The 1,167-nt window shown below is 74.6% G+C and carries 3 protein-coding genes and 1 pseudogene; all 4 read right to left on the bottom strand.

Annotated features, from left to right (window positions below; genetic code table 11):
- Positions 1-78: pseudogene (locus KBX53_RS36735) on the bottom strand (helicase); the annotation flags it as partial.
- A 98-nt stretch (positions 79-176) separates the two neighbouring features.
- Positions 177-572, bottom strand: coding sequence for a TadE family type IV pilus minor pilin (locus KBX53_RS33655; RefSeq protein ID WP_051708657.1), 396 nt, complete (start codon positions 570-572; stop codon positions 177-179).
- 47 nt (positions 573-619) lie between these two features.
- The gene (locus KBX53_RS33650; protein ID WP_081883916.1) at positions 620-787 is read right to left on the bottom strand and encodes a DUF4244 domain-containing protein; all 168 of its coding nucleotides are present in this window, start codon (positions 785-787) and stop codon (positions 620-622) included.
- 23 nt (positions 788-810) lie between these two features.
- Positions 811-1,167, bottom strand: a 357-nt coding sequence (locus KBX53_RS33645) for a type II secretion system F family protein (protein WP_210863885.1), incomplete at its 5' end; no start/stop codon positions are given.

Raw genomic sequence — 1,167 nt, 5'->3', positions numbered from 1 at the left:
CGCCATGCCGGCGGCGACGATGGCCGCGCCGAACGTCCCGAACAGCACGAAGACGAGCCCCATCGCCAGCAGCAGGATTGTCGCGCCACCGCGTTGCCGGTCCGGCCGGTGAGCAACAAGGCCTCCGGCAGCCGGTGGGTCACTGGCGTGCCGTGGCGGATCCTCAGTTCGCGGCACTACCAACTCCCCTCGTCTGCACCCGGTTCGACGGCGGCGACGGCGGTGGCGACCACGGTGATGCGGGGTAGCCGCCCGCCCAACGTCCGGACGGGTGCCCTTACCGTCGCGTGCGCCCGGTCGCCTTCGACTGACACCGACACCGCCGCCCCCGGCGGCGCCGCACTGCCACCCTCCGCGTCGCCGTCCGCGCCCCGGGCGGCGGCGAGCGCCGCCTCCCGGGCCGCGTGCAGGCAGCCCGCCTGCGCGCTGACGGCGTTGACCGCGGTCAGGCCGGCAAGCAGGAGCAGAAGCAGCGCCGGCAGGCCGGCCGCCAGTTCGGCGGTGAAGGACCCCCGGTCCCCACCAGCGGCCCGGACGAGGAGGCGCCATCTGCGCCCGCCGCCTGCCGCCAGCCCGGGAACGCTCGGTCCTGACCGACGGCCGGCCCGCCGGCGCCCGATCACTTCAGTGCCCGGTCGATGACAGCGGTCAGCGCCGACTGGACGTTGCCGGAGGTCAGCACCTTCAGCAGGATCCCGGCGAAGGCGACCGCGGCGAGGGTGCCGACGGCGTACTCGGCCGTGTTCATTCCGGCATCGCCGCGCAGGCGAGCGATGAGTTTGCGCATGACTGTTTTCCCTTCTCGATGGGTCAGAGCACGTCGCCGAGAACGGCGACGATCACCGGCACGAGTCCGGCGAGAATGAACGCCGGCAGGAAGCAGAGCCCCAGCGGCAGGACGATGAGCACACCCGCCCGGCGGACCGACGCCTCGGCGGCGGTGGCCCGGTCGGCGCGCAGGTCGTCGGCGAGCCGGGTCAGTGCGCCGGCCAGGGCGGCACCACTGTTGGCTGAGCGCAACGCCGCCGAGGTCAGCCGATCCGCGCCGGGCACTCCGTCCAGGGCGGACCACGCCTCCGCCGGACCACCACCGAGCAGCAGCGTGCGGCCCACCCGGGCCAACCGGCCGGCGAGCGGCCCGTCCAACGCCTCGGCGACGGCCAGCAC

Source organism: Micromonospora sp. M51 (assembly GCF_018070305.1).
Taxonomy (GTDB): Bacteria; Actinomycetota; Actinomycetes; order Mycobacteriales; family Micromonosporaceae; genus Micromonospora; species Micromonospora parva.
This window is presented reverse-complemented; position numbering and strand designations above follow the sequence as displayed.